At 61.1% G+C, this 26,413-nt stretch carries 29 protein-coding genes and 1 tRNA gene; 9 read left to right on the forward strand and 21 right to left on the reverse strand.

Going from position 1 to position 26,413, the window contains the following annotated elements; translation table 11 throughout:
* Positions 1–2: 2 nt before the first annotated feature.
* The 4 genes from NKH91_RS06540 (at position 3) to NKH91_RS06555 (ending at position 2,292) form a co-directional block, all read left to right on the forward strand.
* On the forward strand, positions 3–167 hold the full coding sequence (locus NKH91_RS06540) for a DUF1328 domain-containing protein (protein ID WP_023678541.1): 165 nt from the start codon (positions 3–5) through the stop codon (positions 165–167).
* 190 nt (positions 168–357) lie between these two features.
* The gene (locus NKH91_RS06545) at positions 358–1,392 is read left to right on the forward strand and encodes a sensor histidine kinase (protein ID WP_352515608.1); all 1,035 of its coding nucleotides are present in this window, start codon (positions 358–360) and stop codon (positions 1,390–1,392) included.
* 138 nt (positions 1,393–1,530) lie between these two features.
* On the forward strand, positions 1,531–1,701 hold the full coding sequence (locus NKH91_RS06550) for a hypothetical protein (protein ID WP_352494195.1): 171 nt from the start codon (positions 1,531–1,533) through the stop codon (positions 1,699–1,701).
* Between the two features lie 345 nt (positions 1,702–2,046).
* Entirely contained in the window at positions 2,047–2,292 is a 246-nt protein-coding gene (locus NKH91_RS06555; protein WP_006328050.1) for a YMGG-like glycine zipper-containing protein, read from the forward strand.
* 99 nt (positions 2,293–2,391) lie between these two features.
* On the opposite strand, the gene NKH91_RS06560 is transcribed toward NKH91_RS06555, so the two are convergent.
* The 4 genes from NKH91_RS06560 to xylF form a co-directional block, all read right to left on the reverse strand.
* On the reverse strand, positions 2,392–4,014 hold the full coding sequence (locus NKH91_RS06560; protein WP_352817753.1) for a CHASE domain-containing protein: 1,623 nt from the start codon (positions 4,012–4,014) through the stop codon (positions 2,392–2,394).
* Between the two features lie 129 nt (positions 4,015–4,143).
* Positions 4,144–4,944: an ATP-binding cassette domain-containing protein gene (locus NKH91_RS06565; RefSeq protein ID WP_023720922.1), complete on the reverse strand. Its 801-nt coding sequence runs from the start codon at positions 4,942–4,944 to the stop codon at positions 4,144–4,146.
* 14 nt (positions 4,945–4,958) lie between these two features.
* Positions 4,959–6,290, reverse strand: a complete 1,332-nt coding sequence (locus NKH91_RS06570; RefSeq protein WP_352494194.1) for a sugar ABC transporter permease — start codon at positions 6,288–6,290, stop codon at positions 4,959–4,961.
* A gap of 142 nt (positions 6,291–6,432) precedes the next feature.
* Positions 6,433–7,473, reverse strand: coding sequence for a D-xylose ABC transporter substrate-binding protein (gene xylF, locus NKH91_RS06575; protein ID WP_352494193.1), 1,041 nt, complete (start codon positions 7,471–7,473; stop codon positions 6,433–6,435).
* A gap of 286 nt (positions 7,474–7,759) precedes the next feature.
* Here xylF and NKH91_RS06580 point away from each other — a divergent pair, with 286 nt between their 5' ends.
* The gene (locus NKH91_RS06580) at positions 7,760–9,004 is read left to right on the forward strand and encodes an ROK family protein (RefSeq protein ID WP_352619693.1); all 1,245 of its coding nucleotides are present in this window, start codon (positions 7,760–7,762) and stop codon (positions 9,002–9,004) included.
* Between the two features lie 9 nt (positions 9,005–9,013).
* Here the strand turns inward: NKH91_RS06580 and phoB are convergent, their stop codons facing one another.
* Genes phoB through pstS form a run of 6 tightly spaced genes read right to left on the reverse strand, consistent with a single transcriptional unit; the run spans position 9,014 to position 14,224 of the window.
* Positions 9,014–9,703 carry a phosphate regulon transcriptional regulator PhoB gene (gene phoB / locus NKH91_RS06585; protein ID WP_031212149.1) on the reverse strand — a complete coding sequence of 230 codons (690 nt, stop codon included), beginning with the start codon at positions 9,701–9,703 and terminating at the stop codon, positions 9,014–9,016.
* A gap of 16 nt (positions 9,704–9,719) precedes the next feature.
* Positions 9,720–10,427 (reverse strand): phosphate signaling complex protein PhoU, encoded by a 708-nt coding sequence (gene phoU / locus NKH91_RS06590; protein WP_254816572.1) that lies wholly within the window; start codon positions 10,425–10,427, stop codon positions 9,720–9,722.
* Positions 10,428–10,459: 32 nt separating this feature from the next.
* On the reverse strand, positions 10,460–11,263 hold the full coding sequence (gene pstB, locus NKH91_RS06595; RefSeq protein ID WP_352847200.1) for a phosphate ABC transporter ATP-binding protein PstB: 804 nt from the start codon (positions 11,261–11,263) through the stop codon (positions 10,460–10,462).
* Positions 11,260–12,111, reverse strand: a complete 852-nt coding sequence (gene pstA, locus NKH91_RS06600) for a phosphate ABC transporter permease PstA (protein WP_023720929.1) — start codon at positions 12,109–12,111, stop codon at positions 11,260–11,262. The genes pstB and pstA overlap by 4 nt, the downstream gene beginning before the upstream one ends.
* Before the next feature lie 3 nt (positions 12,112–12,114).
* Entirely contained in the window at positions 12,115–13,104 is a 990-nt protein-coding gene (pstC, locus tag NKH91_RS06605; RefSeq protein ID WP_352451142.1) for a phosphate ABC transporter permease subunit PstC, read from the reverse strand.
* 58 nt (positions 13,105–13,162) lie between these two features.
* Positions 13,163–14,224 carry a phosphate ABC transporter substrate-binding protein PstS gene (gene pstS / locus NKH91_RS06610; protein ID WP_352847197.1) on the reverse strand — a complete coding sequence of 354 codons (1,062 nt, stop codon included), beginning with the start codon at positions 14,222–14,224 and terminating at the stop codon, positions 13,163–13,165.
* 661 nt (positions 14,225–14,885) lie between these two features.
* Here pstS and NKH91_RS06615 point away from each other — a divergent pair.
* Entirely contained in the window at positions 14,886–15,236 is a 351-nt protein-coding gene (locus NKH91_RS06615; protein ID WP_023720932.1) for a hypothetical protein, read from the forward strand.
* Positions 15,237–15,327: 91 nt separating this feature from the next.
* On the opposite strand, the gene NKH91_RS06620 is transcribed toward NKH91_RS06615, so the two are convergent.
* Positions 15,328–16,320, reverse strand: coding sequence for a DUF2865 domain-containing protein (locus NKH91_RS06620; protein WP_352884049.1), 993 nt, complete (start codon positions 16,318–16,320; stop codon positions 15,328–15,330).
* A 332-nt stretch (positions 16,321–16,652) separates the two neighbouring features.
* On the opposite strand from NKH91_RS06620, the gene NKH91_RS06625 reads away from it, so the two are divergent.
* On the forward strand, positions 16,653–16,868 hold the full coding sequence (locus NKH91_RS06625; protein ID WP_023720934.1) for a hypothetical protein: 216 nt from the start codon (positions 16,653–16,655) through the stop codon (positions 16,866–16,868).
* Between the two features lie 137 nt (positions 16,869–17,005).
* On the opposite strand, the gene tolA is transcribed toward NKH91_RS06625, so the two are convergent.
* The 4 genes from tolA to NKH91_RS06645 all read right to left on the reverse strand — a co-directional run bounded on the left by tolA (position 17,006) and on the right by NKH91_RS06645 (position 20,132).
* Positions 17,006–17,410: a cell envelope integrity protein TolA gene (gene tolA / locus NKH91_RS06630; protein ID WP_352999141.1), complete on the reverse strand. Its 405-nt coding sequence runs from the start codon at positions 17,408–17,410 to the stop codon at positions 17,006–17,008.
* Between the two features lie 363 nt (positions 17,411–17,773).
* On the reverse strand, positions 17,774–18,664 hold the full coding sequence (locus tag NKH91_RS06635) for a glutathione S-transferase family protein (RefSeq protein ID WP_352588332.1): 891 nt from the start codon (positions 18,662–18,664) through the stop codon (positions 17,774–17,776).
* A 27-nt stretch (positions 18,665–18,691) separates the two neighbouring features.
* The gene (locus NKH91_RS06640; protein ID WP_023720938.1) at positions 18,692–19,273 is read right to left on the reverse strand and encodes a VOC family protein; all 582 of its coding nucleotides are present in this window, start codon (positions 19,271–19,273) and stop codon (positions 18,692–18,694) included.
* 418 nt (positions 19,274–19,691) lie between these two features.
* Entirely contained in the window at positions 19,692–20,132 is a 441-nt protein-coding gene (locus NKH91_RS06645) for an SRPBCC family protein (RefSeq protein WP_023678521.1), read from the reverse strand.
* A gap of 116 nt (positions 20,133–20,248) precedes the next feature.
* Here NKH91_RS06645 and NKH91_RS06650 point away from each other — a divergent pair, with 116 nt between their 5' ends.
* Positions 20,249–21,316: an adenylate/guanylate cyclase domain-containing protein gene (locus NKH91_RS06650; RefSeq protein ID WP_023720940.1), complete on the forward strand. Its 1,068-nt coding sequence runs from the start codon at positions 20,249–20,251 to the stop codon at positions 21,314–21,316.
* A 694-nt stretch (positions 21,317–22,010) separates the two neighbouring features.
* Here NKH91_RS06650 and NKH91_RS06655 read toward each other — a convergent pair.
* The 6 genes from NKH91_RS06655 to NKH91_RS06680 form a co-directional block, all read right to left on the reverse strand.
* Positions 22,011–22,649 carry a glutathione S-transferase family protein gene (locus NKH91_RS06655; RefSeq protein WP_352588326.1) on the reverse strand — a complete coding sequence of 213 codons (639 nt, stop codon included), beginning with the start codon at positions 22,647–22,649 and terminating at the stop codon, positions 22,011–22,013.
* Positions 22,650–22,893: 244 nt separating this feature from the next.
* Positions 22,894–23,127, reverse strand: coding sequence for a hypothetical protein (locus NKH91_RS06660; protein ID WP_352494188.1), 234 nt, complete (start codon positions 23,125–23,127; stop codon positions 22,894–22,896).
* Positions 23,128–23,224: 97 nt separating this feature from the next.
* Positions 23,225–24,070 carry a DUF4238 domain-containing protein gene (locus NKH91_RS06665; RefSeq protein WP_352588427.1) on the reverse strand — a complete coding sequence of 282 codons (846 nt, stop codon included), beginning with the start codon at positions 24,068–24,070 and terminating at the stop codon, positions 23,225–23,227.
* A gap of 161 nt (positions 24,071–24,231) precedes the next feature.
* Positions 24,232–24,306 (reverse strand) — tRNA-Glu (locus tag NKH91_RS06670).
* A 90-nt stretch (positions 24,307–24,396) separates the two neighbouring features.
* Complete coding sequence (locus NKH91_RS06675) at positions 24,397–24,804, reverse strand: VOC family protein (protein WP_352494186.1); 408 nt, start codon at positions 24,802–24,804, stop codon at positions 24,397–24,399.
* Positions 24,801–25,184: a fimbrial protein gene (locus tag NKH91_RS06680; protein WP_352494185.1), complete on the reverse strand. Its 384-nt coding sequence runs from the start codon at positions 25,182–25,184 to the stop codon at positions 24,801–24,803. Before NKH91_RS06680 ends, NKH91_RS06675 begins: the two co-directional genes overlap by 4 nt.
* A gap of 26 nt (positions 25,185–25,210) precedes the next feature.
* On the opposite strand from NKH91_RS06680, the gene NKH91_RS06685 reads away from it, so the two are divergent.
* Complete coding sequence (locus NKH91_RS06685; protein ID WP_352847192.1) at positions 25,211–26,251, forward strand: RluA family pseudouridine synthase; 1,041 nt, start codon at positions 25,211–25,213, stop codon at positions 26,249–26,251.
* Positions 26,252–26,413 lie beyond the last annotated feature (162 nt).

The raw sequence follows: 26,413 nt of genomic DNA on the forward strand, positions 1-26,413 counted from the left end.
TCATGCTTTACTGGGCGCTCGTATTTCTCGTCGTGGCGATCATCGCCGGTGCGCTTGGTTTCGGCGGCATCGCTGGCACTTCGGCCGGCATAGCGCAGATATTGTTCTTCATCTTTCTCGCCTTCCTGATCATATCGCTTATTGCCGGCCTGATCAGACGGGCGTGAATGCCAAGCGGCCATTCAAGCGAACACTGGAAGCCGCACCCCTCAAACGGTTTCCAGCCACCGCCGGGCAGTGTCCTCCAACGGGATGCCGCTCGGCGGACCGCTTTTTAGGGCTCGATCCGAAGCTCCTCCTTTTGGAACCCATTTTTCCGTGAGCCGTTCAGCCCGACGTGGGTTGAGCAAATTACCGATGCGTTCCAGAGTCGGAAAAATGAAAGACCGCGGCCAGAGGGATGAGATCATCGCTCTGCATCCCGCCGAAAGCGGAATGCAGCTTGGCCGAGCCCTTCTCCACGCCTTGCACAATGCCGGGATTTCCGTTCTATACCAGGATCGCGAGATGAAGACGGTGTGGGCGCGCAACATGCGCGCACCATGGACCTCTGATGCCTCCGACAACAACGGCATCTTGCCGCCGGCGCAGGCAGAGCGTATCGGCGCCGCCAAGCACGACGTCATCGTCTCCGGCAATCCTCAACATCTCGAACTCAGCGTGCCGGCCGATGATGGCGCCCGCTGGTTTCAGGTATGGATCGACGCCGACCGCAGCGAGACCGGCGCGGTGCAGGGCGTCGTGACCACCATGGTCGAAACAACCGAGCAGAAACGCCGGGAGCAGACGCTGAAGGCGCTGCTGCGCGAGGTCAGTCACCGCTCCAAGAACCTTTTGGCCATCATCCAGAGCATCGCCACCCAGACGGGGCGTTATTCCGGCAGCATTGACGATTTCCTGACGCGTTTCCGGGGCCGATTGCAGTCGCTGGCCTCCTCGCAGGACCTAGTTACGTCATCCAACTGGCGGGGAGCGGCGCTGCGCGAGCTGGTTTCCGGTCAGGTCGGAAGGTACGGCGCGGACCCCATGCACAGCCTGCGTTTCCGCGGCGCAAATCCATATCTCAATCCCAATGCTGCCTTGCACATCGGCTTGGCCATGCATGAGCTCGCCGTCAATTCGGTCAGCTATGGCGCGCTGTCGCGCAGCGATGGTTTCGTCGAGGTGACGGCCGATCTGACGGCCGCTTCCGCTGGCGAGCCTGCGCTGTCGCTGACATGGGCCGAAGTGATCGGAGCCAACGACAATCAACGCAGCGAGAAGCGTTTTGGCAGCGTCGCACTTGAACGCGTCGTGCCCACTTCGTTGAATGGAACGGCGACACTTGAGATCACCGGGAACCGCCTCGAATACCGTCTTGTCGTTCCTCACGGCAATTTCGAGACGGATTGAACGAACGGCGGCCGCAGGAAGAAGGCTGGCTGCATCACCCCGCCTTAACCGACTGTTCACCATAAAGTCCGATCCTGTCCGAACGTGCCGATTCAGCGGACATTGATTGAGTTTGGCACAATATGAAAGGAATGGGCCTTGACGGCTGCCGACTTGAACAGACTGGAACAGGCCGCTCGCGTCTCGATGGGCGGTTTTCAGGATCCCGACGTGTCCGCAGCGCCCGCGCCTCGTGCTTTGCCCCTTCGCTTCGCCGCCTTTGCGCTTATGGCCGCGATCGTCCTGACCGCCGCGTCCCAGTTGATCTGATCGAGCTCGCCTCTGCTTGATTCCTTTGAAACCGCGGCCGAGTGCACGGCGGCGCGCCCCCGTTCGCGGTCATCGACCGGCAGGGCCAAGCCCAACATGTCGGCGCCAAATGTCTTGCCGTCGATCCTGCGCTCGAGGACGGCTATGACAGGATTGTCTGGAATGTGCATCCCGACGCCACGCTCGATGCGTCCTTGGAGATTTCCGAGTTCGTGGTAGCATCGAACGGCGCACGTCCGAAAAGACTATCTTAATCAACAATGAAATCGTGCGCGCAGAGGCCGCACTTTCATGCTAGATGGCGGCTGGAGCTTGTTAAAGTGAGGACAAAGTGAGGATGACTCCATGCGGAAGATGATTATTGCCATGGTTGCCGTGGTTGCGGTCAGCGGCTGCACCACCACGGAAGAGAACGTGGGTATCGGCACTGTGGGCGGCGCGCTTATTGGTGGCGCTGTCGGCGGCGGCAAGGGCGCTTTGATCGGCGCTGGCGCTGGTGCGATTGGCGGTCTGCTGGTTCGCCGCCTGCAAAATGGCTACTGCCAATACAGAGATCGTCACGGCCGGATCTACACAGCTCGCTGCAACTAGTTTCGAGTTCCAGGCGAACAGCAAACGCGGAGGCAGACCACCTGTCTCCGCGTTTGCACTTCCAAAGCGCTGTCGCGATGCGGCTCACGAGACGGCGTTTCAAGCCGGCAGCGGAACCTTGATTTCCACGTTCAAGCCGTTTTCGTGAAAATCGCGCCTGATTGTGCCACGCAACTCGCGTGTGACGTTGAGATCGATCAGTCTGGTGCCGAAACCGCTCTTCGCCGGTGTCTCGAGCTTCCTCTGCCCGGCCTCGCGCCAGTTGAGAGCCAATGTCCGGGCTCCGCCGCGGCCTTCGAGCGACCAGTCGACCTTGAGCGCACCGACTGAATTGCCGGTTTCGCCATGCTTCAGCGCATTCGTCGCCAGTTCGTGAAAGACGAGGCCGAGTGCCTGCGTCGTCTTTTCGTCGAGAAGAACCTCCGGTCCCGACAACAGCCCTTCAGGAAGCTCGCTTCCGAACACCTGGCCAAGCTCGATGCGCAGCAGGTCGCCGAGATCGGCTTTCTGCCAGCGTGAGCGCGTCAGCATGTCCTGGGAAGCCGCCATCGCCTGCAGCCGAGCCGAAAATGATGCCGAGAACTCTTGGACGTCGGCGGTGTGCGATGCTGTCTGGCGCGCGATTGCCAGCACCCGCGTGATCGAGTTCTTGATGCGATGCTTCATCTCCTGCAGCATCAGGTCTTTTTCCAGCAGGCTCTTTTCGGTCGTTTCGTGAAGCAGCGAGACCGCCTCATAGGCCCGCTCCTGATAGCGGGCCACCAGCGCGATGGCGCCCGCAAGCAGTAGCCCGAACAATCCGAGCATCACCGGAATGGCACGCGAGGAAGGTTGCGAGAAAGCACTTGTCGGCCTGAACAGGACGACCCACGGCCGACCGGCAACGGTGATCTTGCGGGTGATCAGCAGCCTGTCGCCAAGGGCTGAAACAGGCGGCGTTTCCGACTGGAACAGCAGGTTGTCACTGTTCACAGCGCCGTCATAGATTTCGGTGTTGACCGGCAACAGAGGTGCCCGGCTGAGCGCAGCCTGGAACAGGTCCCGGGAGCGGAAGGCCGCATAGAGGAAGCCGGCAGTCGAAGATCTCGATGCGTTGACGGCGTCCGGCGCGGTTTCGACATTGAGCCGGACGAAGACGAGGAACCCGGTGAAGGTCTGCGCGGCACCCGTATCCTTGCCGAGCTGCACGAGCCCGCTGGCGTGCAGCTGGTCGTCGACCATCGCCTTTTCGATCGCCTCGCGCCGCACCGGCCCGGCGAACATATCATAACCGATGCTGGATTTATTGGACGGGTCCAGCGGCTCGAACAGCACGATGGGCGTACGCCACGGCAAGTTCGTGTCGGGATAGATCGGATGGCTTGCGCCGTGATCGTGCAGGATATCGCGCTCGACCGCCGCCTCGTTTTCAGTTTTCGCCAGGCGGAGGAAGCCGATGCCGCGCAGGCCGGCGAAATTATTGTCGATGTCGAGCGCGTTGAAGAAAGCCTTGAACTCGCCTTGCGAGATACCGCCATTGCGCGCATCGAACAATGCCCGGGTTGAGCGCAGCAGCGACAGGTCCAGGTCGATGCGGCTTTCGATCCGGTTAAGCGCGTCGTCCGCCGTCGCCTCGAATTTTATACGGGCGGCTTCCTGGGTGGCAAAATAGGCAAAACCCGCCATCGTCAGGCTGATCAGCGCGACGGCGATGAAAGCTACGGTCGGAAAGAGTTTCTTCAATTGCCGATACGTCCCGTGGACGGTTCGGCATCTTTATGGGCAACTCCCGACGCCAACACAATGGGGAGGCCAAAGCATGGTGACTGCTGGCACATTTTGGCGACTTGTGATTAGCCGGCTAATTCTCGTTCAGGCCGCGATCTTCAGGGCGCCCGGCCCTGGGATGGCGCCGGGCGGGCACTTGCCGAGGATGATCATGCCGAGCACCTCGTCCTGGGTGACATCGGTCGTGCGCGCCGTGCCGACAACCCGACCGTTCTTCATGACGCAGACGCGGTCGGCAAGCTCGAACACGTCATGGATGTCATGGCTGATCAGGAAGATGCCGATGCCGTCGGCCTTGAGCTGCCTGACCAGTTCGCCGACCTGTGCCGTCTCCTGCGGCCCGAGTGCCGCTGTCGGCTCGTCCATGATCAGGATGCGGGCGTTGAACAGGATGGCGCGGGCGATCGCAACCGACTGCCGCTGGCCGCCCGAAAGCTTTACCACCGGCTCCTTGAAGCGTTGGAAGCGCGGATTGAGCCTGCCCATCACCTTGCGCGCCTCAGCCTCCATGGCGACGTCGTCGAGCGTACCCCAGCCGGTCATCAGCTCACGGCCGAGAAACAGGTTGGCAGCCGCGTCGACATTATCGGCCAGCGCCAGCGTCTGGTAGATCGTCTCGATACCGTACTTCTTGGCGTCGCGGGGATTGGAGATCGAAGCCTCCTCGCCGTTGACGAAAATCTGGCCCGCATCGCGCTTGTAGGCGCCGGACAGGATTTTTATCAACGTCGATTTGCCGGCACCGTTATGGCCGAGCAAAGCCATCACCTCGCCCGGAAAAAGATCGACCGAGGCATCGTCGACGGCGCGAATGCCGCCGAAGGCGATCGAGATGTTGCGCATGTCGATCAGCGGCGTGCCCGTGGGAGCGGTCCTGTCTGCCATGCTCGTTCTCCTCACTAGACCCGTTTGCGATAGACGGTATCGAGCCACACCGCGACCACCAGCACGGCGCCGACAACGATGCTCTGCAGCGGCGAATCGATGCCGAGCAGCACCATGCCGGATTGCAGCGACTGCATCAAAAGCGCGCCGAGCATGGCGCCGAGCACCGTGCCGGAGCCGCCGGCGAGCGACGTGCCGCCGATCACGGCCGCCGCGATGACCAGCAGCTCGTCCAGGGTCCCCAGCGCATTAGTCGACGCGTTGAGGCGCGCCGATGCGATCGCCGCACTGATCGCGGCCAGCACGCCCATGATCATGAACACCTTCATGGTGACCCAGCGTGTGTTGATGCCGGCGAGTTCGGCCGCTTCCGGATTGCCGCCTATGGCAAAGACATAGCGGCCGAAACGGGTGCGTCTGGTGATGAAGGTCATGACGATGCCCGCGGCCACGGCCATCAGCACAGGTATGGCGATGCCGTGGGCGATGAACAACCCGCCCTCGGGAACGGTGATGCCGTTCTGCTGGGCATATTGGCGTACGATGCCGACCGGCCAAGGATAGGAATTGGCGATCCACACGGCGCCGAGGATGGCGGCGCAGGCTATCACGCCGAGCAAGCTTTCCGCCCAGACAGGGCGCAGCGGAAAGTTGAAGCGCTTGCGCTGCGAGCGGCCGTTGAAGAGCATGAAGGCAACGGCCGCGCAGGCGAGGACACCGACGATCCAGCTCCAGGTGGCGCCGATCGAGCCCCGTGGTCCGCCGCCCATCAACTGGAAGGTCCTGTCCAGCGGCGCAACGGTGCGCCCGCTGGTGATCAGCCATGCCATGCCGCGCCAGACCAGCAATCCGCCGAGCGTCACGATAAAGGCAGGAACCTGGAGATAGGCGATGATGAAACCCTGAAACGCTCCGATAGCCAGGCCGAGCACCAGGCCGGCGGCCAGTGCGATGACCCACAGCCAGGGGCTGCCAAGCTGAAATCCCATGATGCGGACGAGGAATTCGGCCTGCGCCACGCCCATCACCATGCCGATCACGCCTTCCACGGAGCCGACGGAAAGATCGATGTTACGCATCACGATGACCAGCACCATGCCGGTCGCCATGATCGCCACCGACGAGGTCTGCACCGAAAGGTTCCAGAGATTGCGCGGCGTCAGGAAGAGCCCGCCCGACAGTATGTGGATCCCGACCCAGATGACCAGCAGCGCGCCGACCATGCCGAGCATGCGCGTGTCGAGTTCGGTTGCTTTGAGAAATCGGGCAACGACGCCGGCCTCCGATTCCCGCGCCCGGTCTGCCGTCGAGCTGTCGACCGGCGTGTTGGAAGTCGTGTCGGTCATGATGTTTCTCCCGCCGGGTTGCCGTCTGCCGCGGATGCCGGAAGCAGCCTAGAAGTTATCCGCCGGAAGCGGAAAAACAATTCTTTCTTGAAAAAACGCCGCGGCAAGCGGCCGCGGCGTTCGGACTTCTCGGAAACTCGGATCAGTTGCAGACCGGAACAGCGCCCGCCGCCACGCCCGCGCAGACCTCTTCTTTCTTGATCCAGCCGGCGTCGATGACGACGTTGAGGTTGTCCTTGGTGATGGCGACCGGGGTCAGGAACAGGGACTTTACGGTGTTGCCGCCGGGCGTGGTGAAATCCTTCACGCCGGCAATGTCGGTCATCTGCTTGCCGTCGGCCAATTGCGAGGCGATCTCGGCGGCGTTCTTGCCGAGCTCGCGCGCGTCCTTCCACACCGAGACCGTCTGTGTGCCGAGCGCGATGCGGTTCAGCGCGGCGTGGTCGCCGTCCTGGCCCGAGACCGGAACCGATCCAGCCAACCCTTGCGCCGTCAGTGCGGCGACGACGCCGCCGGCAGTGCCGTCGTTAGCGGCGACCACCGCATCGACCTTGTTGTCGTTCGCGGTCAGGAACTGTTCCATGTTCTTCTGGGCGTTGGCCGGCAGCCAGCCGTCGGTATAGGCCTCGCCGACATTCTTGATCTTGCCGCTGTCGATGGCGTCCTTCAGCACTTCCATCGAACCGGCAAAAAGGAAATCGGCATTCGGATCGGCGCCCGAGCCCTTGATGAAGACATAGTTGCCTTCCGGCTTCACCTTGAACACGTCGCGGGCCTGCATGCGGCCGACTTCCTTGTTGTCGAAGGTCAGGTAAAAGACGTCCTTGTTCTCGATCAGCCGGTCGTAGCCGACAACCGGAATACCTTCGTCCAGCGCCTTTTGCACGGCCGGCCCTATCGCCGAGGCGTCCTGCGCCAGGATGATCAGTGCGTTGGCGCCCTGCGAGATCAGGCTCTCGACGTCGGTGAGCTGCTTGCCCGGATTGGACTGTGCGTCGGCGGAGATATACTTGTCGCCGGCAGCCTCGATGGCCGCCTTCATTGCGGCTTCGTCGGTCTTCCAGCGCTCTTCCTGGAAGTTCGACCAGGAAACGCCGATGACCTTGTCCTTAGCCTGCGCCACCGACGCAAGCGCCAGCGTCATGGCGACACCCGCCAGAATGGCGGTCGTGAATTTCTTCATCATATCCTCCCTGCGCCGCGTACGGCGTGACCAATTGGCCCCAAAGGCCAGCTTAGAGGCGCTAATTTTTTCGAGCCTCGAAAAAATACTGGCCCGATCTCCCGCTGCTGTCAACATCGATTCTGATGGATTTTGATGTTGCTGCGACTTTTTTCGAGCTTCGGAATAAACGATGACAGCGCCACCTGCATCTGACACTATTTGCCTCATCCGACACTATTTGTCGGCATTACCGACGGCTTCCGGTTCATGAGCGGCCGCGGCAAACCGGGAGGAAAGCAAAACGATGTCGGTCGGAATCCGCCATGACGATTTGCGCCGGCGCAACCGGGCGATGGTGATCTCGGCCGTGCGCCGGGCCGGCCAGCCATCGCGTACGGAGATCGCCGCAACCACCGGCCTCAGCCATTCGACCATATCGGCGATCTCTTCCGACCTGATACGGGAAGGCATCCTCGCCGAGAGCAAGGCAAGTGAGCCCGTTTCGTTGAAACGCGGTCGTCCGCAGGTCGGCCTCGCCCTCAACCCGGAAGCGGCGGCGGTGCTGACCGTGGTGTTGTCGCTGAATTTCCTGTCGGCCGCCATTATCGACTATACGGGACAGGTGGTCGCCGAGGAACAGCGCCGGCTGGACACGCTGACCATGCCGCGCGACGAGCTGATCCGTGAATGCATGGCCATCGTCCGGCGCCGGCTGCAGGATCCAGACCTTGACGTCCGCAGTGTCGCCCGCATCGCCCTGGCGATTCAGGGCATTACCGACTCCCCTGCACGCGCCATGCTGTGGTCGCCGATCACGCCGCAGACCGACATCGCCTTTGCCGACATGCTGGAGGGCGAATTCGGCATCCCGGCAACGGTGGAGAACGACTGCAACATGATGGCGGTGGCTTTGCGCTGGCGCAATCCGGATCGCTATCGCGACGACTTCATCGCCATCCTGCTTTCGCATGGCATCGGCATGGGGCTGGTGCTGAAGGGCGAACTGTTCACCGGGACGCATTCCTCGGGCGGCGAATTTGGCCACATGATCCATCGTCCGGGCGGCGCGCTCTGCCGTTGCGGGCGGCGCGGCTGCATCGAGGCCTATGCCGGCAACTACGCCATCTGGCGCAACGCCAGACAGATGAGCGACGACAGCGAACCGGTCGCCGACGTCAGCGACGCCGACATGCGAGCACTGGCGGCTCGGGCGCGCGAGAAAGATGGGCCGGAACGCGAGGCCTACCGCAAGGCCGGCGAGGCGCTGGGTTTCGGTCTCGGCTCGCTGTTCGCGCTGATCGATCCGGCACCGGTCGCGATGGTCGGCGCCAGTGCCGCCGCCTTCGATCTGATCGAGCCGGCCTTGCGGAAGGCAATCGCCCAGACCGCCGGCGGTCAGCATTCAGGCTCGATCTCCTTCGATACAGAGCCGAACGAATTGCCGCTGATCCGCGAAGGCTGCGCGATGCGGGCGTTAAGCTTCGTCGACCAGGAGATTTTCGCGCCGGGCGCGCAAATGAGGCCCAGCGTCAGAAAGAACGTAGCCTGACCAGGCGGGTCAATCTTCCCTGATCGCATAGCCGGCACCGCGGATGGTGCGGATGACATCCGGCATCCGGCCGTTGTTGACGGCTTTGCGCAGCCGCCCGACATGCACGTCGACGGTGCGTTCGTCGATGTAGATTGTCTCGCCCCAGACATTATCGAGTAACTGGCTGCGCGAGAAGACACGGCCCGGATGCCGCATCATGAACTCGAGCAGCCGGAATTCGGTCGGCCCGAGCCTGATTTCGCTCTTCTTGCGATAGACCCTGTGCGATTCGCGATCGAGCACGATGTCGCCGACCTTTAGCACGCTGGACAGCACTTCCGGCTTGGCGCGCCGCAGCAGCGCCTTGACCCTGGCCATGAATTCTGGTGTCGAAAACGGTTTCACCAGATAGTCGTCAGCGCCGGTCGAAAGACCGCGCACCCGGTCGCTCTCCTCGCCGCGCGCGGTCAGCATGATGATCGGCAGCCGCTCGGTTTCGGGGCGCACCCGCAACCGACGACAGAGCTCGATGCCGGAAACCGCTGGTATCATCCAGTCGAGCACCAAAAGGTCGGGCACATTCTCCTGCAAACGGATCTCGGCTTCGTCGCCGCGTGTCACCACCTCGACCTGGTAGCCTTCGGATTCGAGATTGTAGCGGAGCAGCACACCCAACGGCTCCTCGTCCTCCACCACCATTATACGTGGTGCGATCATCGGCTGGGCACCCCCATCATGTCACCGGTGCGGACATTGTCGTTTCGTCCTGCTTCGGACGATTGACCGGCAATTGCTCGCCGGTCAGCACATAATACGCATTTTCGGCGATGTTGGTGACATGGTCGCCGATCCGCTCCAGATTCTTGGCGCAGAACAGCAGGTGCGTGCAAGCGGTGATGTTGCGCGGATCTTCCATCATGTAGGTCAACAGCTCGCGGAACACGGACGTGTATTTGACGTCGATGCGCTCGTCGGCGGCACGCAGCTTGGCCAACGCGGCCGCATCGCCTGCAGCATATTCCTCGATGACACCCTGCACCTGGATGAGAACCAGCTGCGCCATCGCATCGATGGAATGCGATAGGTCGCGCGGTGTGACGCTAAGGCCGACCGCACTCACACGCTTGGCGATATTCTTGGCAAGGTCGCCGATGCGTTCGAGGTCGCCCGCCATGCGGATCGCTCCGACCACATGGCGAAGATCGTGGGCCATCGGCTGGCGTTTGGCGATCAGGGTGATGGCGCGGTCGTCCAGTTCGCGTTGACGCGCATCCATGATGGCGTCGTCGGAAACGACGCGTTGCGCCAGCACGTTGTCGGAATTCAACAGGGCCTTGGTCGCCCCGCCGACCATCGAACCGGCGAGGTCGGCCATGTCGCGGATCAGCTTGCTGATCTGTTCGAGATCCTCGTCGAAAGAAGCGACTGTGTGTTCGCCCATGGTCCTGTCCTCATATGCATGATCGGAACGGCTCAGCCGAAGCGGCCAGTGATGTAGTCCTGCGTGCGCTTCTCGCGGGGCGACGTGAAGATCTTCTCGGTCCGGTCGAACTCGACCAGTTCACCCAGATACATGAAGGCTGTCTGGCGCGACACGCGCGCCGCCTGCTGCATGTTGTGGGTGACGATGACGATCGTGTAGTCGGCTTGCAATTCGTCGATCAGTTCCTCGATCTTGGCAGTCGACAGCGGGTCGAGGGCCGAAGCCGGTTCGTCGAGCAGAATGACTTCCGGCTTCACGGCCACGGTGCGGGCGATACAGAGCCGCTGCTGCTGGCCGCCGGACAGGCTCAAGCCGCTGGCGTTGAGCTTGTCCTTGACCTCGCTCCACAGCGCGGCGCGCTTCAACGCCTGTTCGACGCGGCCGTCCATCTCGGACTTGCCGAGGTTCTCGTAGAGCCTGACGCCGAAGGCGATGTTCTCGTAGATCGACATCGGGAACGGCGTCGGCTTCTGGAACACCATGCCGATCTTGGTCCTGAGGAGGTTGAGATCCTGCGACCGGTCGAGAATGTTCTTGCCGTCGAGCAGCACCTGGCCCTCGGCCGTCTGTTTTGGGTAGAGTTCGTAGATGCGGTTGAACACACGCAGCAGCGTCGATTTCCCGCAGCCCGAAGGGCCGATGAAGGCCGTGACACTGCGCTCAGGCAGCGACAGGCTGATGTCCTTCAGCGCCTTGCTCTGGCCGTAGTAGAAGTTGAGATTCTTGACCTCGATCTTCGTCTTCTCGGCGACCGTTTTGGCCATCGTCATGTCTGGGGACAACATCTGTGTCATCTGTCCTCTCTGCGTCCGGTAAGGCTGCGGGCGAGGATGCTCAAGCCCAGAACCGTCAGGGTGATTATGAGTGCGCCGGTCCACGCCAGTTGCTGCCATTCCTCGTAAGGGCTGAGAGCGAACTGGAAGATGGTCACCGGCAGGCTGGCCATCGGCGCGTTGATATTGCTGCTCCAGAACTGGTTGTTGAGCGCGGTGAAGAGCAGCGGCGCCGTCTCGCCGGAAATGCGTGCTATCGCCAGCAATATGCCGGTGACGATGCCGGACAATGCGGCGCGGTATGCGACCGAACGGATCACCACCCAGCGTGGCGCGCCGATCGCGGCACCGGCTTCACGCAACGCGTTCGGCACCAGGTTGAGCATGTCTTCAGTGGTGCGCACGACCACCGGAATGACCAGGATGGCAAGCGCAACGGCGCCGGCAATGGCCGAGAAATGTCCCATTGGCCGCACCATCAGCTCATAGACAAACAAGCCGATGATGATCGACGGCGCCGACAACAGGATGTCGTTGATGAAGCGGACGACGGTGGTGATGCGCGAAAAGCGTCCATACTCGGCCATGTAGGTTCCCGCCAGCACGCCGATCGGCGTGCCGACGACAACGGCGATGATCGTCATCAGCAGGCTGCCCGCGATGGCATTGAGCAGGCCGCCGGCCTCGCCCGGTGGTGGTGTCATCTCGGTGAAGACCGCGAACGAAAGCCCGGCTGTGCCCTTATAGACCAGTGCGCCGAGGATGAGCGCCAGCCAGGCAAGCCCGATGCCGGCGGCGACGACGCAAAGCGCCATCATCACCGAATTCCTGGCTTTGCGGCGGCTGTGGAGCGATGAGGATGTCGACATCGGTCAGGCTCCCGTACGGGCGTCGATCCGCATCAGCATATAGCGGGCGGCGGCAAGGATCAGGAAGGTGATGACGAAGAGGATCAGGCCGAGCGAAACCAGCGAGGAGGTGTAGAGGTCGCCGTCGGCCTCGGTGAATTCATTGGCGATGGTCGCCGAGATCGTCGTGCCCGGTGCGAACAGGGAGGCACTGATTCGATGGGCGTTGCCGATGACGAAAGTCACCGCCATGGTTTCGCCGAGTGCCCGGCCGAGGCCAAGCATGACGCCGCCCATGATGCCGATGCGGGTATAGGGAATGACCACGCGCCGGGTCACTTCCCAGGTCGTGCAACCGATGCCGTAGGCCGATTCCTTCAGCACCGCCGGCACCGTATCGAACACATCCTTGGTGATCGAGGTGATGAAGGGCAGCACCATGATGGCGAGGATCAGCGCCGAGGTCAGAAGGCCGATGCCGTAAGGAGGGCCGGCGAAAAGGCTGGATAGTCCCGGCACGCCGTGGAAGATGTTGATGATGAAGGGCTGTATCGTCGTCTGCAGGAACGGCGCGAACACGAACAGGCCCCAGATACCATAGATGATCGAGGGAATGCCGGCCAATAGCTCGACCGCGATGCCGATCGGGCGCCTGAGCGGGCGCGGGCAGAGCTCGGTGAGAAAAACTGCAATGCCGATGCCGATCGGAACCGCGATCAGGATGGCGATGGCCGCCGTGACCAGGGTGCCGTAGATCGGCGCCAGCGCGCCAAATTTTTCCGTGACCGGATTCCAGCTTTCAGTCGTCAGGAAGGAGAAACCGAAGGACGACAGCGCCTGCCACGAGCCGGCAAACAGCGAGATCGCGACACCGCCGAGGATGACCAGCACAAGAATTGCGGAAGCGCGGGTGAGTCCGCGGAATATGGCATCTGTGAGCGCGAAGCGCCGCACCGTAGCTTCCCTGGCCCGGGCTGCTGCAGATGATGGCATGGCATCGGAAGCGATGGTCATTGGGTCCTCGCGATTAAAGGCAACAGGGAGGGCGCCATCGACGCCCTCCCTGAGGAGATTACATAGCCGAGTAGAGCGGCTTGCCGTCGTCGCCGACGACTTCCTTAGCCCACATGGCCTTGACGCTCTCAACCACCTTGTCGGGCATCGGAACGTAGTCCAGCTCGCCGGCCATCTCGTCGCCCTTGTCGTATGCCCAGGCGAAGAATTTGAGCGCTTCGCCGGTGGTCGCGGCATCATCCGGCTTCTTGTAGAGCAGGATCCACGTTGCCGCCGTCATCGGCCAGGACTCGGCGCCCGGCTCGTTGGCGAGGATGACGCCATAGCCCGGCTGCGAGCTCCAGTCGGCATTGGCCGCTGCCGCCGAGAATGCCGCCGCGGTGGGTTCGACCTTCTTGCCGTCCTTGTTGATCATATCGGTGTGGGTGAGCTTGTTCTGCTTGGCATAGGCGTATTCGACATAGCCGATCGCGCCGCCGGTCTGGGAGACGTTGTTGGCAACGCCCTCATTGCCCTTGGCGCCGATGCCCACGGGCCATTCCACGGCCTTGTCGACGCCGACCTTTTCTTTCCAGTCCGCGCTGACGTCGCCGAGGTAGTATGTGAAGTTGAACGTCGTGCCCGACCCATCAGAACGGTGAACGACCGCGATCGCCTGCGAAGGCAGCTTGACGTCGGGATTGAGCTTCTTGATCGCCTCGTCATCCCAGCTCGTGATCTTGCCGAGGAAGATGTCGGCCAGCGTCGGGCCGTCGAGAACCAACTCGCCCGGCCTGATGCCTTCGAGGTTGACGACGGGAACGATGCCGCCCATCACCATCGGGAACTGAGCCAATCCGGACGATTCAAGCTCTTCGCCTTTCAGCGGCGCATCAGAAGCGCCGAAGGTAACGGTCTTGGCTTTGATCTGCTTGATGCCGCCGCCGGAACCGATCGACTGATAGTTAAGCCCAATGCCGGTGTCTTTCTTGTAGGTGTCGGCCCACTTCGCATAGATCGGGTAGGGGAAGGTGGCGCCGGCGCCGGAGATGTCCGCGGCGAGCGCGGCGGACAGGGTGAGGGTAGTCGTCGCCGCAGCCATTGCAATCGCAACGGCCGCCGAGCGGATGAAATGTCTCATGTGGCCTGCTCCTGTTCGGAATATGGTCTCTCGGCGCCATTCCTCCGGCGCCCGCTGAGGCCAATAGCCCCCGATTATTACAGTCGCATGACAGTTTCATGTCGCTCCGGTAACGTCGTCCAGCCGGGTTAAGAAGGAACGGCCGCGGGCTTTGTCGGCATGGGCCGCGGTTTGCCGCTGGAATCAGCAGCTTGCGTGAATTCCGGCCGGCTTTGTCCGCTCGACGATAGCAGCCACTGACCTTGAGAAGAAAAAAGCCGGACGGGAGCGCGTTGCATGCAGCCAGAACGTGTCATGGCCGCGCCATCGCCGAAACAGGTCCGTTGGGGTAAATCTGACCCTGTTTCTTGCCGGCGGTCGCTGCTCCCGCCCGTAACTGGAGGAGCGGAACTTCGAATATCCCATTGTCGCGACTGAGCGCGCCATTGGGTATGGTGCGATCGCACCATGGCCTTACGCTGGAAGCGGTGACGAATCGCAAGGTTTTAACTCGCCTCGCGCTGGACCTCCATCCGCGCCCGACCCGGCGCTCGATCTTTCGAGCGGGGCCTTCGACTGGAAGTGCGACGATTTCTACTTCACCTTACCTACTCCCTCTGCATTATTCCGCCGGTTGTCGGTTGGGCCGAAGCAGCGTTATAAGCTTGCAGGGGTGTTGCTGATGTTTCGACGGATTCTGCCTGTCTTCCTGTGCCTGGCGCTGCTTCTGGGAACCGGCTGCGCGCGCAGCTATGACGGCACCGTGATCATTCCCAAGCCGCTCGATGTTCGCCGTTTCTGGGACCGGCCTTCTCCGCAGGCGCAAGCCGAACAGTCGCAGCTGGAGACCGATGTCTTTCCTGTGGCGCCTCAAACGCCGAAAAGGCCGGCGGTGCGCCGGAGCGCAGCTTCCGTTGCAGCGCCACGAAGGAAGGTCGCCAATCCGCCCATGCTGTCATCGGAGCCGGCGAAGCCGCTCACCTGCAGGAATGTCAGCCAGCCCGGCAAACGGGCCCGCATGGTCTGCGAATAACCAACCGGCCGTCGGTCGATGCGTGCGGCTGTAGGCCTTGAAGCGGCTATCCGGCCAGCCGTTCGCCGTCTCGGGACATCGCCTGCCTTGGTCAGTCCGCCGGGAAAAAGGCCGGCCCGACCACTCTCACCGGCCGCGCGCCGATCGCTCTTTCGACCGACTGATGCTGGGCAGCCCCTGGTACCTCGGCAACCGGCGTTTTTTCCCCTGCGAGAGCGGTACCGGCGGTTTGGATCCCGGATTCAGGAATTTCCGCGACGATGCCAAAATCCGGCTTTGCCGTCGGCAACGGAATGATGGCGTTGCTCATGTTGGCCGGTGTCACGGTTCGTGCCCTGAGTTCGGCGACGCGCTGGTAATAGCGCTTGACATCGCAGGCCTTGAAGTTCGCGTCGTCGCGGTACCTGAAGGCGGTCGCAAGCTCCACATAGGGCTTTTGCGTCTCGAGCGCGATCATCTCTTCGGTCTCGCGGGTGGCATCGCTCAGCGTATAGAGTTCGGCGCCTGCATCGTCGCAGATATAGCGGCACTGATCGACCGTTTCCTTCAGATCGTCGTTCTTGGCGAACTGCGATTTTGGCGCGGGGAAGAAATATCCGTCCGACAAGCGAACGCAAAACATCATCCGATTGCCACCCATTATTGCGCCTGCGGACTGAGGTTTTGGTGCTGTGCGCTGCTGTGCCTGCGGCTGGTTCTGCTGCGCCTGCTGCTTCTTGGCAGCGGGGGCGGCGCAGCCTAGCGCGACGAACCTGGCCTTCAGGCCGGAGGTGTCCCTGCCCGAATTCGACAGTCTGGCGATCTGCCGTTGCACCTCCGCCTTGCTGCTTACGAGGTCGGCGCAGGGGTTGAAGAAGAACCCGGCCGTTTTCGCCGTGCATCGGCGCTGTCTCTCCAGCCTTTGAATCGCGGCGAGTTGCCGGCGTAGTTGGGCAAGCTCGGGGCTGGTCCCGGCGCCACGCCCCGCCGAAAGCAATTGGCTCCTGATCGCGCCGCAGCTATCCGCATAGGAGGAGGACGTGCCGAGCGCAACGGCTATTGCCGACACCAGCATCAGAATCGTGAGAAGCCAGAAGCGTGTCATTGGAGCGACCATTGTCCTTGTTGCGCCGAGAACAGGATTTCTTTGTCGACTATGGATAAGTACTGGCTAAATCAGTTTTACCTAATTGAAGTAGACCGCACCGCCACCAGAGACTTTAGTTCTAGTGTATTATATCCGCTGGCGTAAATTCAATATTACATTTTTATTTCAAGATTGAGACGAACCGGCAGCAGCGCCGGCGAACTCGCGCCACGGCGAAGTTTGAAGCACCCGGCCGGATCCGCACCGCGATCAATCCGGCGTTACCGGCCGGCCGTTGCTGAAACCTTAGCCCCACGTTCGGCGTTGAGCGGCCAAGGAGGAGACCGCAAATGTCGATTCATTTCACTGTCGCGGGCCTGACCAGGAATCTGTTCCATTCACTTGGGCTGGACCATGAACGCACACCGAGGCCGCTCGACCACGAGCAGAGGCTTTTGCTGGAGTGCTATCTCGCCGGCCAGATTCCGGAATCGGCCTGGAGCGACTATGTCTTCGAAATGCCGGAACTGGCGCGACATGTCGAGGCCAGACGAAGCCGCCACTAAAGCGCATCGCGGTCGACCCGGCCTCATGCGACGCGCTTAGGTTCTTGTTTTATGCATGTCGTTGTCGCAAAACCGCTGCACACTTTTGCTCGACATGCGCTAGATCCCGAAAAGTAGAATCCGGTTGTCGGAAAAGATCAAGGCGAAGCCTGCACTCGCGTTGCAGGCTGTTTTTGTTTGGGCGAGTTGAATTGCAGAGTGAACACCTTGCCCGGGATGCCTTCAGCCAGCGCCGGTGAAAGGCTCAACGGCAGGCAGTGGTCCACGGCCGCAATCGCCGCGTCGACAAAAGCTTGCCGCGCCTTGTCGTCGCCGGCCACGCGGATGGCGGTCGGCTTGGGCCGGCCGATCAGCGTGCCATTGCGCCTGAAGCTGAAGCTCAGGGTGACGGTGGAATTCCCGGCATTCGCTGGGGGGGTCCAGCACGCCTGGATGGCAGCCCCGACCTCGGGCATGGTGTTGAGCGTCGCTGCATTCGATTGACCGGCTGCACCCGCCAGCATGGCGCCTGCAATCACCACCATTCCAGCAATGCTTTTCATGACAGGGCCTCTGTCCTTGAACCGCCCTCGAGGACGTGACTAACTTCGATGGTAGGGCCGACATCGGCGATGACAAGGTGCCAGCAACGCGCTTCATCAGCCATGCAGGCGTCGGGAAGCGCCGTCGACCGCAACTTCGGCAGGGCTGCAACAAGCAAAAGGCCGGCGAGCAGCCGACCTTTGCTTTCCATCCGCGCCAGTACATCCGTGGTCGCGGGCTGGAGGTGGATACAGTAGAAAGGGTTTCGGTTAACGAAACCTTAAGCTCCCCACATCGTGCAAACAGGGGAGAGTAAAAAGAATTACCCCAGATCGTTACCGGCTCCTGCAGAACGTACGGACGATCGCCGGCCTGCACGTGCCTCAGGCGTTGGCCTGCGACCGCACATAGGCGATATAGCCGCGCACATCGCCGGCCGGCTCGGCATAGGCCTTGCCGAGCTTCTTCTCGATCGCCGTCATATAGTCTTTTGCCCATTGGGGCAGCGCATAGTCGATGACGGCGAGGAACTCGAGCGTCGCCGCCAGACGGATGTCGGCGATCGACGGGTTCTTGCCGCCGATGAACGGCTTGCCGTTCCTGAAGAAGCTGTGAAAGACCTCCAGCGGCTCGGCAATTGCGGCCGCCGCGGCCTTCTGGGCTTCCGATTTCCTGTCGGGATGAGCGTCGCTGTGGCCGACCTCGCCGGCATATTGCGGGAAATTCAGTGCTGGATAGGTGGCGCGCGCCACATAGGGGTAGAGCGTGCCGATCAGGTAGAACATGGCACTGTCGATCATTGCCCGCTTGGCGGGTTCCTTAGGGTACAATTTTTCCAGCCCGTGCTTGTTGGCGAGGTACTGCATGATGGCGCAGCTTTCCCACAAGACACCTCTCGGCAGGCCCTTGTCCTCGATCATCGGGGTCAGGTGGGCCGGGTTTCGCGCCATATATTCAGGCGAGCGCGTGTGGCCCCATACGTCGGTCTCGGAATGGTCGAGCCCGGCCGCGCGCGCAAACACCCGTACGCTCATATTGTTGACGCTCGGCTTCAGCATGCTGAGCATCAGCGCGGGTTTTTTCGCTGATTTCGCTACGGCCTTCCGCGCGGACTTCGCGGATGCCTTGGCTGCAGGTTTTGCGGCGGCTTTCGTTGCCGACTTGGCGGACGCTTTCGACGCCTTGGCAGCAGGCTTTGTCGCGGCCTTGGCAGCTGGTTTCGGAGCGGCCTTGGCGGCCGGCTTCTTTGCACTCTTCGTTGTCGTCTTTGCCATTGTGTCCTCCCTTTGTTTGGCCTGTCGTCAGTATGGATCTTTCGGAGCGCGGTCTTCCGACAAGGTCGCGCGGGAGCGCTCGACAAGCGCCTGGATCGCGTCGGCGAGATGCACCTCGGCTATTGCGTAGTCGCCGCGCGCGACGCGGATCTTGTGCGCCTGCATCAACACGTCGGCATGGGTGAAGCCCGCCGGCGGCTCGAAACGGTAGGAGGCGAGCTCGATCAGCAGGCCGAGCGGATCCTCGAAGTAGATCGAGTCCATGAAGCCGCGATCCTTGACGCCGCTGTGCTTGATGGCGCGCTCGTCGAGCCGGCCGACCGCCTGCAAAAAGGTGACGCGCGACACCGCGAAAGCGATGTGATGGACGCAGCCCGTATCGGTTGGCGTGCGCCGCTTGACCGGCGTGCGGCTCTCGTCGGTGAAGACGGTGATCAGCCGGCCGTCGCCCGGATCGAAATAAAGATGGCTTTCGCTGGCTTTGTCGAGGTTGGGCTGCTCGAAGATGAAAGGCATGCCGAGCACGCCTTCCCAGAAATCGATGGAGCTCTGGCGATCGGCGCCGACCAGCGTGATGTGATGGACGCCTTGTGATTGCAGCTTCTGCATCTGACTCCTCCCGGCCACGCCGTCTTGCCGCCGAACGGAAGTTCGGATGCCCAGTCGCGCTTGGATCAGCGCCCGGCATGTGACCGCGCCCGGCCTCGCTCGCCTGCGCTCCGCATTCCGCATCCTGCAGGAGTGCGGCCGGAGCTTTGATGAACGGATGCTAATTCAATCCGAGGCGTTGCGCCAGAAGCGCTGAGTTTCAAGAACTCCACGCAGGCGCCAAGAGCGGCACCGGGATCGCGGACGCCTTCGCCGAGCTCGCCGAAACGATCCGTCGCCGGCAGCTGTAATGGTGCGGCAGCCCGCAGGTCGCTGGGTTTCCCGAGCGGCCGGTTTGGCGACGGCAGGTCAAAGGGGCCTCGTTGACGCATGCCGCGCCTGGTTCGGATTACGGGCATCCGCGGCCCTTAGATGAAAATCACATATTCTTCATCGGCACGTCGGGATCGACATGTCCCCCATCGGCAGTGATCTTCAGCCGTGAGAGGTAGTGCTCCCATCCCCTTCGGTGGCTGTCACGCTCCTTTGCGTTCGGCAGTCCGCTGTGCGTGAAGCGGATCAGTGTCCCCGCATCCCTCGCGATCAGGTCGATCTCGACATGGCTGGAGCCGGGCGGCACGGTCTCGTTGTCTTCCCAGCCAAAACTGTAGGCAAGACGGTGGACCGGGATCACCTCGGTGAACTCACCGCGGGCCATATGGCGACCACCGACATTGACGAGGAACAGACCGCCCGGCGATGCATCCAAATTCGCTTCGGTCCCGATCCATCGCACGATCTGGTCCGGATCCGTCAAAAGCGCGAACACGGTCGCTTGTGGCGCGGCGACCTCAATCTCTGTGTAAACCGATTCCGCCATCGCTCACTCCAGGTCACATCCGCATCGAATACCGTGCATGATTGAAGCGAATGTGGGGAGTTGCAAGAAGATGTTCGAGGCGTAAGCATAAGCCTGTGCCGAGTGACCTTCTGCCGATGCTTCTCGCAAACTCGCTTTCATTCCTTCTGGACGACGCCGCGCATATTGGCGACGGTGGGCGACTTCTATTGCAGCTCTCAACGCATTTGATGGAAGACGGCCTGCCGATCATCGCCGGCGCGCTGGCGCAGGATGCTCCCGACCCGATCATTTCACGCCGCATCTGGCTCTGGCGAGCGCCTGGGAATGAAGTGGTCGAGGCTTTGGGCATAGGCGCCGACCGCCAGAATGCCGATCCCCGGCTCGTGCTGCGGGAGTGGCTTGGCACGACGCGGGCGATGGTGTTCGACGAGCGAGCGGGCGGTGTCGCACCGACTTTGGTGTGGGCGTTCGATCATACTCCGGATGAGGCGCAGTCAGAGCTGCTGCGGCAAATCTCCCGGTTTGCTGCGGCTCCGATGACCGCACTCGCAGAACGGTCCGCGAAACGCGCATTGCTCGAAGCATATTTGGGAAAGCGCAGTGCAGCACATGTGCTCAACGGTCATTCTCGTCGAGTAAAGGGAGAGACGATACGGGCTGCGCTTCTGTGCGCGGACCTTCGAGGTTTCACCGATCTATCCGAGGTTCATGATGCAGACGAGATCGTATTGGTACTTGATGCCTGGTTCGATTGCGTCGCGGGCGCGGTGCACGCATTTGGTGGTGAGGTTCTCAAGTTTATAGGTGATGGCGTCCTCGCGATTTTCCCGATTGGCGAGCGCGATGCAAATGCCGCATGTGACGCTGCGGTACGCGCCGTGAAGGCCACGCGCGCCGGGATAGATCATCTCAACCAAACTCGGCGCCGCAATGGCGGCCCTGAGCTCGGATATGGCATTGGCCTGCATGTCGGCGAGATACTCTGGGGGAACATCGGCACTGCCGGCAGGTTGGACTTCACCGCGATCGGCAAGGCTGTAAATCTTGTCAGCCGCATCGAAGGGCTGTGCAAGCCGTTGGGACGGACGGTGCTCGCGTCGACAGTGTTCGAGGCAGAAACTACCGAGCCGATGATCGCCATGGGAAGTCATCCGCTCGGAGGAATAGCAGGCGCGCAAACACTTTTCGGCTTGCCGGAATAGATCGAATGGTTGAGCCCGCCGTGGATGTGTCGTTCGCAGCATATCTTGGTATCGTGCGAAGCCATGACTGAGAGAAATTCGAACGGCAAAGAAGCTACGATACTGCAACTGGAGTATGGCGCGTTTAGAGCCCAGCCATGCCGTCGGCATGCTTGCCGATCGCGTCGCCGGGGCCGTGGATAGTGCGCTGAGTCAAATCAGCCGGACAGCTTCAAACGGACGGAAGCCCGAATCCTCGCCAATCAGGCATCGGACATGCGGCGGGCAGCGTCACGGAACGGATAGTCGACACGGACGACGCCATCTTGTTTCCTGAGGACCCAATACTCACATATGTCGCCCCCGTTTCGGGGCCGGGATACTTGAGCTATATTTCAGGGAAGGAGAACAACATGGGTGGCGTTAAGGTGGCAATGAGGCGCTTCCCCGCTGCCGCTATCGCTGGCCCCGAGCCGTGCCATCGGATGAAAGCTGCATCCTTGCCGGTAATGTCCTTCACCGATTTCAACAGGGTTCATGGACCGCTCGAAGCGCCCGATAATGGTCGCAGGTAGGCGATAGCAGCGGCCGGACAATGCTCTTGTGAAGCTGAGGCCGTAGCGTTGGTTTCCCGCTAAACAACGCTACCAGACATTTAAGTACGACCGCGTAGGATCGATGGTCTTGCGAATTTTTGGATTCGGCAACGCGACAGCTACTCCCAGAGGGATATTCCCTCTTGCGTTAAGGCTCGTTGCACAGCCGCTCGCTCCTCCAACCGACGTGCATGAGAGGTCCAAGCGGGGTAGGTATTTCGCATGTCTACGGCCATGCGATTTCCCCACCTGTAGAATACGAGCAAATACGGATCAACTATTGAATAGGACTCTCCTACGGCCCAATCTCGATCCGTCAACTTGGATTCTATAAGCGCAAACGCGGAAGCCAAGTGCTCCTTTCCTTTATGAACCAAGGGCTCGTACATCGATTGATCCGGTAAGAAAAAGTCGGCGCGCCAGATCATTCGGACGGCGACCGCGTGAACCGCACTCGATAGCCAGTTAAACCATTCGATGGAACGGATGATGTTTTCTGCATTCGCTCCCAGGAGCCGCGCGTCTGGATTCGTCAGGCCCAGGTGAAATAAGATTGCCGGCGCTTCAGTGAGAGTGAAATTGTCGGCAATGAGAACAGGGATTCGCCCTTTCGGGTTTAAGCGGTGAAATTCGTCGGTCTTGGCTTCGGGATGACCTGGCGACATCAACGCCAGCGAATAGGGCCTTCCAATCTCCTCCATGACGATGTGAGGTGCAAAAGAGCAAGAGCCTGGCGCAGCATGAAGTGTGTAATGCATCAATTCCTCCGAAAACCGCATCTTACCTGTTTCAATCTGTACTAAGTTGCCAACGACGTCTTGCTGTTGTTTAGCGTACTTCCAACGCTACGGCCTCAAGCTCTTCCGCAGCCGCCATGAAGCGGTCGATCTCGGCCTGTGCAAGTTGCTTGGATGGTTTGGTTCTGGCCATTTTGCGATCTCCGTTAAGTGGATCGCCGCACCGGCGCAAATGAGGACCATATTCCTAATTCGACCGCAAGAGTTATTCTGCCAGATGGTCCTGATCGATCTTGGCAATTACCCCCTCAAGAGCCTGGACTGCGCGCCTCGATATCTCAACATGAGCAGCCGTGGTATCGACTTTTCCCTTGCCTGGCTGAACAGTCCAAATGCCCGTTTTCCCTGCTTCGGCATTGGTGATGAACCGGCGCTCCTCTTCGAGCTGCTGGCTAAGTTCTTCGCGGAAAGCCTTCCACTGGTCTTTCGTTGCGGCCATCGGGTCTCCTTCCTCGCTGCCTTTCGGCTGAAAGTGACGCAGCTCTGCCGGGCGCGCAAGCGCCCCTCAACGGTTTGCCGCCTCCCCGCGAAGGGAGTTAGACCAAGTGTGAGGACGACTCCGTTCTTGTTAGGTAACGATCGACGAAGCTGGGCTCTGCGTCGCCATACACAAATTTCTTCGCTGTGGAGATGGTGGAGATGTTCGTGGCGTCTACCACGCGCCTATCGGGCATCTTAGCGATGTTTTCTGCGATTGACCGCGCGTTTGTTGCGAAAAAGGCGTGACCAGGGGAGATGGGGAGATTTATGAGACATTTCGGACGGTAGAGGTCTCCAATGCGTTCAAGTGGGTCGTCGCCGAGCATGAGAGGCCGACTTGAATTGCTGACGTCGCGTACTGTCCACCAGAAGGAAAGCAGGCGCTCAATTGGCCGGCTCTCGCCGATCATCTTGGACAAGGTTTCCATGCCAGAATTGGCCAATGCACTAGGTGCGTGATTCTGAGCCCATTCGAGTAGGTTTCGTTCGGGTGCGGACCCTTTTGCAGCGTCGAAGTCTGCATCGGGTTCCGAAAGTATTTTTTGCTGCATCTCTTCAATGCGCTTTGATATCGACGCGACAACATGAGGGACACGCAGCAGCGCCGCGTTCAGATAGATCGCCCACCAGTATCGTTCTTCAATGGAGAGCGATTTTGCCCCTCGAACGACCATCTTCTCGAGGATGGGTGCTGCTTTGTCGTCTACGAAACCGAAAACCCGTTCTTCCACAAGGTGGACCTTGTCCGCGGGGACGTGCTCCAAAGCGTAAAGACCTGGGACGTATCCGGTGGCAGCAGGAGCTACCCCCTTTCTAGTCAGTTTTCCATTGTGCTTGATTCTGCCCCATTGTGTCACATAGCCAGCAGTGTCGGCCCACCGCCGGAGGTGAAACTGCGGCACATAGTGATGGTCCCCATCCTTGCTCAACGGTTTTGCTCAACTGCTTGCCAAGCGGCGCGGCTCACGGCGCTCTAGGCACCTCAAAAATGGATCCTACGAATGGCTTATTTGACCGTTATTTGACGGTTTTACCTGCCGGCCCGCTAAGTAGTTGAAACGATTGGTACGCCCAAGGGGAATCGAACCCCTGTTCCCGCCGTGAGAGGGCGGTGTCCTGACCGCTAGACGATGGGCGCGTTCAAGAACCGGCGATATAGGCTGACGGCTGGGAAAAAGCAACTAGGCTTAAGGCTGCCTGTCGCGCCGGTGAAATATCCGCTGCAAGCCTAGCGTTTTGGCTCGATCAGGTCCCAGAGATTTCCATGGAGATCGGCGAAAACCGCGACCGTGCCATAGGCTTCATGGCGCGGCGCCTCGCGGAACTCGACGCCCTTTTGGAACATCAGCGCATAGTCACGGGCAAACTCGTCGGTTTCGAGGAACAAAAAAACCCGCCCGCCGGTCTGGTTGCCGACGGCGTGCCTTTGCGCATCGCCGGATGCCTCGGCGAGAAGCAGCCGCGCGCCCTGCCCGTTGCCCGGCGTGATCGTGACCCAGCGTTTGCCGCCGCCGAGATCGACATCTTCGGTGAGGACAAAACCCAGCCGGTCGACATACCAGGAGATCGCCTCGTCATAATTTGCGACGACGAGCGCGACCGTGGCAATGCTGCGGTGTTCGGCAAAACCGGTCATTTGTTCCTGATCGAAAAGCGGCCGACGATGCGGCGCTCAGTGGTGTCGTAGACGAAAATGGCGCGGCTGCCGTCGGCCAACTCGGCGTCGATCGACAGGCGATTGCCCGAGAGCGATTGGCTGACCACCCTGGCGCCGACCGGCAGCACGATGTCGCCACTGACCGGCTCGCCTGCCGACACCTGGATGTCGCTCGTCAACGGCGGGGCGGCAGGCGGTGCATTGCGCGCTTTGTAGACAAGCGCCGCGATCACCACCATAAGGGCGAGGAACAGCAGGCCGAGATTGATGGCGACGAAGCGGACGAGCTTCCTCCGCACCTTTTCGACCTCGGGGTCGAGCGGCTTTTCCTCGTCTTCGTCGGCAAGCGGCTGGGCCATGGCAGCAGATTCCGGAACTGTTTTCGATGAGCGCTCATAACGAAGAGGTCAGACAATTAATAGGGGCCAGACAGATCGTGCTGGAGGCCGGCGCCGATGCGGCCGGCCAACGGCTCGACCAATGGCTGGCGGCCAGGCTCGGCCCCGACATGTCGCGCAGCCGGGTGCAGATGCTGATAAAGCAGGGCGCGGTCAGGATCGGCGGCAGGCCAGCCAGCGAGACGAAGCGCAAGATGGCACAAGGTGACAGCGTGTCGGTCGACATGCCGGAGCCGGAACCGGCGGAGCCGCAAGGCGAAGATATTGCGCTGGATGTCCTCTACGAGGACAGCGAGCTGATCGTCATCAACAAGCCGGCCGGGTTGGTCGTGCATCCCGGCGCCGGCAACTGGACCGGCACGCTGGTCAACGCGCTGATCCATCATTGCGGCAACAGCCTGTCGGGCATCGGCGGGGTGAGACGGCCGGGCATCGTCCATCGCCTCGACAAGGAGACCAGTGGCGTCATGGTCGTCGCCAAGACCGATCGCGCCCACAAGGCGTTGTCGGAGGCCTTTGCCGACCACGGCCTGACCGGCGATCTCGAGCGCGCCTATCTGGCGTTGGTCTGGGGCATACCGGCAAGGCCGACGGGGATGGTCGACGCGCCGCTCGGCCGCGCCGCCGACCGGGTACGCCGCGCCGTGGTGCCGCAAGGCCGCGACGATGCCCGCCACGCCATAACGCATTTCACCGTCATTGAGCGCTTTGGCGAGCAGCAGCAGGAATTCGCCACGGCGAGCCTGGTCGAATGCCGGCTGGAAACCGGTCGCACCCACCAGATACGCGTCCACATGGCCCATATCGGCCATCCGGTGATTGGCGACCCCGAATACGGCCAGGCTTTCCGCACCAAGGCCAACCGGTTGCCTGCGCCGCTAACCAGCAAAGTGAAAGCATTTCCGCGACAAGCGTTGCACGCCCGCCTCCTTGCATTTCGGCATCCGGATACCCATTTAATGATGAGGTTCGAAGCACCGATACCGTGGGACATGGAGAACCTCGTCGACGGCTTCCGCAAGCTTTGAACCAACCACCTGAAAACCTGACCGGCGTTGTTCACTTCAGCGTGACACACTGTTTCGTGTTGAACAAATGCCTGTCTTTCTGGTTTTGTTCCTATATATGTCGGTTGGCGCGAATGTGCCTTTGGCATTCGCGCCACATGCCTGCCGCGTTTCGGGGGCATC

It is taken from the genome of Mesorhizobium sp. M0894 (assembly GCF_040319725.1).
GTDB lineage: Bacteria > Pseudomonadota > Alphaproteobacteria > Rhizobiales > Rhizobiaceae > Mesorhizobium.

What these genes read in the sequence shown, in the direction of transcription:
- NKH91_RS06540 (WP_023678541.1), top strand. Translation starts at nt 3, where the DNA reads ATGCTTTACTGGGCGCTCGTATTTCTCGTCGTGGCGATCATCGCCGGT.
- NKH91_RS06545 (WP_352515608.1), top strand. Translation starts at nt 358, where the DNA reads ATGCGTTCCAGAGTCGGAAAAATGAAAGACCGCGGCCAGAGGGATGAG.
- NKH91_RS06555 (WP_006328050.1), top strand. Translation starts at nt 2,047, where the DNA reads ATGCGGAAGATGATTATTGCCATGGTTGCCGTGGTTGCGGTCAGCGGC.
- NKH91_RS06565 (WP_023720922.1), bottom strand. Translation starts at nt 4,944, where the DNA reads ATGGCAGACAGGACCGCTCCCACGGGCACGCCGCTGATCGACATGCGC.
- NKH91_RS06570 (WP_352494194.1), bottom strand. Translation starts at nt 6,290, where the DNA reads ATGACCGACACGACTTCCAACACGCCGGTCGACAGCTCGACGGCAGAC.
- xylF (WP_352494193.1), bottom strand. Translation starts at nt 7,473, where the DNA reads ATGAAGAAATTCACGACCGCCATTCTGGCGGGTGTCGCCATGACGCTG.
- NKH91_RS06580 (WP_352619693.1), top strand. Translation starts at nt 7,760, where the DNA reads ATGTCGGTCGGAATCCGCCATGACGATTTGCGCCGGCGCAACCGGGCG.
- phoB (WP_031212149.1), bottom strand. Translation starts at nt 9,703, where the DNA reads ATGATCGCACCACGTATAATGGTGGTGGAGGACGAGGAGCCGTTGGGT.
- phoU (WP_254816572.1), bottom strand. Translation starts at nt 10,427, where the DNA reads ATGGGCGAACACACAGTCGCTTCTTTCGACGAGGATCTCGAACAGATC.
- pstB (WP_352847200.1), bottom strand. Translation starts at nt 11,263, where the DNA reads ATGACACAGATGTTGTCCCCAGACATGACGATGGCCAAAACGGTCGCC.
- pstA (WP_023720929.1), bottom strand. Translation starts at nt 12,111, where the DNA reads ATGTCGACATCCTCATCGCTCCACAGCCGCCGCAAAGCCAGGAATTCG.
- pstC (WP_352451142.1), bottom strand. Translation starts at nt 13,104, where the DNA reads ATGACCATCGCTTCCGATGCCATGCCATCATCTGCAGCAGCCCGGGCC.
- pstS (WP_352847197.1), bottom strand. Translation starts at nt 14,224, where the DNA reads ATGAGACATTTCATCCGCTCGGCGGCCGTTGCGATTGCAATGGCTGCG.
- NKH91_RS06615 (WP_023720932.1), top strand. Translation starts at nt 14,886, where the DNA reads ATGTTTCGACGGATTCTGCCTGTCTTCCTGTGCCTGGCGCTGCTTCTG.
- NKH91_RS06620 (WP_352884049.1), bottom strand. Translation starts at nt 16,320, where the DNA reads ATGACACGCTTCTGGCTTCTCACGATTCTGATGCTGGTGTCGGCAATA.
- NKH91_RS06625 (WP_023720934.1), top strand. Translation starts at nt 16,653, where the DNA reads ATGTCGATTCATTTCACTGTCGCGGGCCTGACCAGGAATCTGTTCCAT.
- tolA (WP_352999141.1), bottom strand. Translation starts at nt 17,410, where the DNA reads ATGAAAAGCATTGCTGGAATGGTGGTGATTGCAGGCGCCATGCTGGCG.
- NKH91_RS06635 (WP_352588332.1), bottom strand. Translation starts at nt 18,664, where the DNA reads ATGGCAAAGACGACAACGAAGAGTGCAAAGAAGCCGGCCGCCAAGGCC.
- NKH91_RS06640 (WP_023720938.1), bottom strand. Translation starts at nt 19,273, where the DNA reads ATGCAGAAGCTGCAATCACAAGGCGTCCATCACATCACGCTGGTCGGC.
- NKH91_RS06645 (WP_023678521.1), bottom strand. Translation starts at nt 20,132, where the DNA reads ATGGCGGAATCGGTTTACACAGAGATTGAGGTCGCCGCGCCACAAGCG.
- NKH91_RS06650 (WP_023720940.1), top strand. Translation starts at nt 20,249, where the DNA reads ATGCTTCTCGCAAACTCGCTTTCATTCCTTCTGGACGACGCCGCGCAT.
- NKH91_RS06655 (WP_352588326.1), bottom strand. Translation starts at nt 22,649, where the DNA reads ATGCATTACACACTTCATGCTGCGCCAGGCTCTTGCTCTTTTGCACCT.
- NKH91_RS06660 (WP_352494188.1), bottom strand. Translation starts at nt 23,127, where the DNA reads ATGGCCGCAACGAAAGACCAGTGGAAGGCTTTCCGCGAAGAACTTAGC.
- NKH91_RS06675 (WP_352494186.1), bottom strand. Translation starts at nt 24,804, where the DNA reads ATGACCGGTTTTGCCGAACACCGCAGCATTGCCACGGTCGCGCTCGTC.
- NKH91_RS06680 (WP_352494185.1), bottom strand. Translation starts at nt 25,184, where the DNA reads ATGGCCCAGCCGCTTGCCGACGAAGACGAGGAAAAGCCGCTCGACCCC.
- NKH91_RS06685 (WP_352847192.1), top strand. Translation starts at nt 25,211, where the DNA reads ATGAGCGCTCATAACGAAGAGGTCAGACAATTAATAGGGGCCAGACAG.